The 5,655-nt window shown below is 53.8% G+C and carries 7 protein-coding genes and 1 riboswitch; of the genes, 5 read left to right on the forward strand and 2 right to left on the reverse strand.

The window, feature by feature from the left end; genetic code table 11:
- The 5 genes from ACPLUI_RS10190 to ACPLUI_RS10210 all read left to right on the forward strand — a co-directional run.
- The coding region (locus tag ACPLUI_RS10190; RefSeq protein WP_424660155.1) for an aldehyde dehydrogenase family protein at window positions 1-878 on the forward strand (878 nt) is incomplete at its 5' end.
- A 176-nt stretch (window positions 879-1,054) separates the two neighbouring features.
- Window positions 1,055-1,175, forward strand: a riboswitch (molybdenum cofactor riboswitch).
- A 242-nt stretch (window positions 1,176-1,417) separates the two neighbouring features.
- Window positions 1,418-2,239: a molybdate ABC transporter substrate-binding protein gene (gene modA / locus ACPLUI_RS10195; RefSeq protein WP_424660156.1), complete on the forward strand. Its 822-nt coding sequence runs from the start codon at window positions 1,418-1,420 to the stop codon at window positions 2,237-2,239.
- 83 nt (window positions 2,240-2,322) lie between these two features.
- Window positions 2,323-3,168 carry a ModD protein gene (modD, locus tag ACPLUI_RS10200; protein WP_424660157.1) on the forward strand — a complete coding sequence of 282 codons (846 nt, stop codon included), beginning with the start codon at window positions 2,323-2,325 and terminating at the stop codon, window positions 3,166-3,168.
- A 97-nt stretch (window positions 3,169-3,265) separates the two neighbouring features.
- Window positions 3,266-4,099, forward strand: a complete 834-nt coding sequence (gene modB, locus ACPLUI_RS10205; RefSeq protein WP_424660158.1) for a molybdate ABC transporter permease subunit — start codon at window positions 3,266-3,268, stop codon at window positions 4,097-4,099.
- Window positions 4,100-4,124: 25 nt separating this feature from the next.
- Entirely contained in the window at window positions 4,125-4,820 is a 696-nt protein-coding gene (locus tag ACPLUI_RS10210; protein ID WP_424660161.1) for an ATP-binding cassette domain-containing protein, read from the forward strand.
- Window positions 4,821-5,089: 269 nt separating this feature from the next.
- Here the strand turns inward: ACPLUI_RS10210 and ACPLUI_RS10215 are convergent, their stop codons facing one another.
- On the reverse strand, window positions 5,090-5,215 hold the full coding sequence (locus ACPLUI_RS10215; protein WP_424660159.1) for a hypothetical protein: 126 nt from the start codon (window positions 5,213-5,215) through the stop codon (window positions 5,090-5,092).
- Between the two features lie 25 nt (window positions 5,216-5,240).
- Window positions 5,241-5,480, reverse strand: coding sequence for a class I SAM-dependent methyltransferase (locus ACPLUI_RS10220; protein ID WP_424660160.1), 240 nt, complete (start codon window positions 5,478-5,480; stop codon window positions 5,241-5,243).
- Window positions 5,481-5,655: the final 175 nt, after the last annotated feature.

Raw genomic sequence — 5,655 nt, forward strand, 5'->3', positions numbered from 1 at the left:
TATCTTCCCTGTCGTTATGCCGCATTCTGGAAGAAGCTGGCCTGCCGCCGGGTCATTTAAATGTGCTGGTGGGTAGCGGTGATGATGTAGGGGAAATGCTTTTAAGGGATCCCCGGGTGGCCCATTACAGTTTTACCGGTTCCCCGGCAGTGGGCAGACGTATTGCTGAGCGCGCAGGCTTGCGCCGGGTGACCCTGGAACTGGGTTCCAATTCCGCCACCATTGTACATAGCGACGCCGATCTGGTCAAAGCAGCCCGGGCCTGCGGGCGCATGGCCTTTGTTAATGCAGGACAGGTGTGTATTTCCGTCCAGCGAATTCTGGTTCAACAGGATATCGCGGAACCTTTCTGCCAGCTACTGGTAGAAGAGGCAGAAAAGCTTGTAGTGGGCGACCCTACCGACCCGAAAACCGACGTGGGACCGATGATTAGCGAGGATGCAGCTCGCCGGGCGGAACAATGGGTAAGGGAGGCCGTAGAAAGCGGCGCCACCCTGCTCACCGGTGGTAGGCGGGAGGGGAACCTTTTTTACCCCACCGTGTTAACCGGAGTACGGCCGGATATGAAGGTGGTTTGTGAAGAGATTTTTGCCCCGGTGGTATCAGTGATACCCTACGAAAACTTTGAGCAGGCGCTGGAAATGGCCAACGATTCCCCATACGGCTTGCAGGCTGGGGTGTTTACCAGATCACTGGACCTGGCCATGCTGGCAGCCCGGAAACTGGAGGTGGGAGGAGTGATCGTTAATGATACTTCGGTTTACCGGGCTGATGAGATGCCCTACGGCGGAGTTAAAGGAAGCGGTATGGGCAGAGAAGGCCCCAAATATGCCATCCAGGAAATGACCGAGATGCGAGTGGTAGTGATTACGCTGTAGGTTCTCCGGGAAGTCCCGGGAACCGCATATGGTTCCCGGGACTTCGCCACAAATACGCCAGTCTGTAACAAAGGCTGGTCACCCACCGGACGGCAGGTATAATTGCCAGGGTCGCCCATTATTTCAGGATACGTTGCAGGAAAAAACCGTCCGGACGAAGAATTTTAACAGACATAAGTTTAATACATCTCCGAGCCCGGTTACCTAAAGCGAAAAAGCCATGGGGCCAGGGCCGACAGGGTGTACGGGGAAACCCGTGCGCCTCCCGGTGCGGAAAGGAGATGGTTACAATGACGTGACCTCAGTGGCCAGGTGTGCCTTTCCGTGCGCATGCCTGGTTTTTTTGATCCGGCATCGCGGACGGAGCGGGAGCAGGGGACTGCAGAACATGGAGGCATGGAAAATCCAGTTTTCCCTATTTTAGCAGACTTCATTCATGATGGGACGGCAAAAAGACAGCCTGCTCCTGTCGAGACCGGGTGTGAAAAGGGTGACTGGTAAATGCCAGCAAACAACCATCTGGAAAGGAGCGGTTAACGATGAAAAAGTGGTTGCTGGGAGTGCTGTTCATATTCATGGTGGGGGTGGTTGCCGGCGGCTGCGGCAAGCAGGTTGAGCAGACCGGCCAGAATACCGGGTTGCAAAAGGAAATTACCGTTTCGGCAGCCGTTAGTTTGAAGGACGCCCTGGGGAAAATCAAGGAGAACTATGAGAAAGAACACCCGGCGGTAAAGATTACCTACAACCTGGGGGCATCCGGCTCGCTCCAAAAGCAGATCGAGCAGGGAGCACCGGTAGACCTCTTCATTTCCGCCGGAGTCAGCCAGATGAACCAGCTGGATACAAAAGGTTTACTCGAACGGGACAGCCGGATCAATCTCTTAAGTAACGAACTGGTGGTAGTAGTTCCTAAAGAGAACCAGAAGGTCAAGAAATTCGCCGACCTGGCCGGCCCCGAGGTTAAGAGGGTGGCGCTCGGCCTGCCTGAAACGGTACCTGCCGGCATGTACGCCAAAGAAAGTCTGGTCAATTTGAAGTTATGGGATAAACTGCAGCCCAAGCTTGTCATGGCCAACGACGTGCGACAGGTGCTCACCTACGTGGAAACGGGTAATGCCGACGCCGGTTTTGTTTACTACTCAGATGCTCTGAGGGGCAAAGATGTGCGGGTGGCACTGACTGTGCCCAACAATCTGCACAAACCCATTGTCTACCCGGCGGCAGTGTTGAAAAACGCTCCTCAAAAGGAAGCCGCCCGGGAATTCCTGAACTACCTGGCTTCCCCCGCCGGAATGAAGGTATTTGCGGAGTTCGGCTTGAAGCCCGGAGGACCGGCAGGTACTGCTGGAGGAAGAGAATAATCCACTTTTGGCTGGCGACACCGGAACTCCTGATGCCGGAGCTTTATAAGTTCAACATCTCCAGGGGGGGGAAGGAGAAGAAAATGTTTTACATCCCAGACGGAAGGATAGAGGAGTATATAAAAGAAGATGTTCCCTATCTGGATTTAACCACATCGGTGCTCGGAATTGGAAACCGAAGAGGGAAAATGAGCTTCTACAGCAGAGAGGAAGCCGTATTATGCGGGACAGAAGAAGTTGTAAGGCTGTGCGATAAACTGGGCAGCCGGGTGCTCAGTTACTTTCCCTCTGGCTCTCTGGTAAAGCCGAATGAAACATTTCTGGAGGTTGAAGGAAAAGCGGAAGAATTGCATGCAGCCTGGAAAGTGTCCTTGAATATTCTGGAATATTGCTCGGGGATAGCTACCAGAACCCGCCGGATGGTAGACATTGCCACAAAAATCAATCCCAGAATTTCTGTCGTCGCTACCAGGAAGATTTTCCCTGGGACCAAAGAATTGGCCACAAAGGCAGTGGTGGTTGGAGGAGGTTTTCCTCACAGGCTCGGCTTGTCCGAAACAATCCTGATTTTTAAGCAACACCTGAGTTTCCTGGGGGGATTACCCGGCTTGTTGGGAATTCTGGATGAAATACGCGCCAGGGCTTGTGAAAAGAAGGTAATCGTCGAAGTCGAAAACCTGGAGGATGCTCTCGTACTCTGCAAAGCGGGTGTTGACGGAATCCAGTTCGATAAAGTCTCGCCACCGGAATTAAAAAAATATATACCCAAAATTAGGGGAATTAACCCCGCAGTTATTTTGCTAGCTGCAGGAGGGATTAATCTCGACAATGTGGCAGATTATGCCAAAACCGGAGTGGATGCCCTTGTAACCACCTCCGTTTACTTGGGAAAACCGGTAGATTTAAGTGTTAAAATGATTGAATTATGATTAAGTGATTATGTATTGCGTTGCGTTACTAATGAAACACGAAAACTGAGGTCAAAGCCAATGGAAAAATAACAGTCAGGCCATTTAGACGGGTGTTTTGCAGAACGCAGATGGGGTGGTGCTTTTGTTTACTCCAGAGGTAGTAGTTCCGTTACTGTTATCCCTACGTGTGGCCGGGTTGGCCGTACTGTTCGTTTTTCTGGCCGGCGTGCCGGTGGCCCGGCTCATGGCCGGACGGGATTTCCCGGGCAAGGATGTGGTGGAGGCAATCCTTGCCCTGCCCCTGGTCCTGCCACCCACGGTAGTAGGCTTTGGCCTCCTGTTCCTGTTCGGGAAGCACGGTCTACTGGGCCGACTGCTGGAAAAACTGTGGGGCGTTTCGGTAATCTTCAACTGGTGGGGGGCAGTCATCGCCTCCACAGTTGTGGCCTTCCCCCTGCTCTACCAGACGGTGCGGGCCTCCTTTCAGGCGGTAGACAAAAACATCGAAAACGCTGCCCGCACCCTGGGGGCCAGCGAATGGCGGGTCTTCCAAACGGTCAGCCTGCCCCTGGCCTGGCCCGGCCTGGTAGCCGGCATTGTCATGGCCTTTGCCCGGGCCCTGGGAGAATTCGGCGCCACCCTGATGGTGGCCGGAAACATTCCCGGCCGCACCCAGACGGTACCCCTGGCCATTTACGCCGCCACCGAATCCGGGGATAACCGGACCGCCTTGGTGCTGGTAGTCCTGATGACCCTGTTGAGCTTTATAGTTATTTTCTGGGTAAACCGCTGGAGCAAGCACCGGCTGAAAAGGTGGACACTGGACGATGAGATGTTTAACAACACACCCATACCAGGATGTTCAACATATACTAATGACCGGTGCTCAAATCAACCAAAAAGACAAAAGGACAGGGACCGATCCAATGAACATTTTTGCACGGAATAAAAACAAATCAGCACCAGTTAACAGCCTGTTAAGCGTGAACATTTTTAAGAAATTACCGGCCTTCCCCATGCAAATTGAGCTATCGGTGCAAAACGAGGTGCTGGTGGTGGTAGGTCCTTCCGGAGCCGGGAAAACCACCCTGTTACAGTGCCTCTCCGGCTTGCAAAAGCCCCACAAAGGTGAGATCGTTTTAAACGGGCGGGTCCTATTTTCAAGCACTGCACGGGTCAACTTGCCTCCCCGACACAGGAATGTGGGCTATGTATTCCAGGATTATGCGCTCTTTCCCCACATGACTGTGGAGCAAAATGCCGCCTACGGCATGAAAGGGAACCGGAGAAAAAGCCTTAAGCTCCAGGAAGTGCTGGAAATGCTGCAGATAGCTCACCTGGCCCATCGTTACCCGGGACAGATCTCCGGTGGTGAGCGGCAACGCACAGCTCTGGCCCGGGCGTTGCTCGCAGACCCGGAACTTTTGCTTTTAGACGAACCCCTTTCTGCCCTGGATTATGAAACACGGTACAAAATACGAAAAGACTTAAAGTCCCTGCAGCGGCACTGGGGCATTCCTTTTATTTTAGTTACACACGACCTTGAAGAAGCAGCCTTTCTGGGAGACCGGGTGGCGCGCATGGAAAAGGGGCGGGTGGTTGGGTGGGGCGTACCGGATGATATAATGTACCTCCATGCCAACCCCGGAGCCGGATGGTTCGGTCCATAGCCCACTCTGAGAACTATGTTGCTACCACCAACATCAATCCCAGATACCACACGCTCCTGTAGCGGCAACGACGGGTCTGCTACTGGACGGAGAAGCGCAGGCCTGAACTGTACCAGAATGCTTTGTTTCTACTTGACCGACACCGCGCAAATAAAACCACCGTTTGTACTCCGGCTTTGACGGCGGGTCTTCGTCTTCCTACGCCGCCCGCTCCTGGTGGCAGTCAAAGTCCGATGGACTGAACAGCACAAAGTACGCTAAGGAAACTTTCACTGACCTTCGGCGGTAATATCCCTCCGCACATCGGGGGGCCTGTCCGGAGGAACCACCGCACAGGCCCGCACCGTGTCACCCGGCATGGTATGCCGCAGTTCGTAGAGAGTGTAAAATCGCACCCGGTTGAAGAGGCCTGTCGGAATCCTAGCAGACCTGTTTCGCGTAAAAACGCCCCCACCTGCTGTTCCTGCCGATTATCCTCACCACCAGCTTACCGCAAGGATTCAGACCGTGGTAGGCTTCCCGCAGGATCATACCCAGGTCTGGCATAAACTCCAGGGCAGATATGTAAACAATGTCGTCGAAACTGTTGTCCTCGAAGGACAGTGGCCCTTCGTCCAAACTGCTGCCGGCCGTTTCGTGAACCGGGCGGAAGTGGAGCAAGGAGACCGTTACCGGCCTACTCTATCCTACCAGTTCCTTGCCCAGACGGAAGGCCTCTTCGAGCAACGCAGTATTGCTTTTGACCGCGTTAAGGTCATTCATGCCGTTGCCTCCTGCTATTCCCTTGACCTGCATACCGAGAATCCTTCCCAGCCGCTGAGCAATCCCCTGTACC

Source organism: Desulfofundulus sp. (genome assembly GCF_049701015.1).
Taxonomy (GTDB): domain Bacteria; phylum Bacillota; class Desulfotomaculia; order Desulfotomaculales; family Desulfovirgulaceae; genus Desulfofundulus.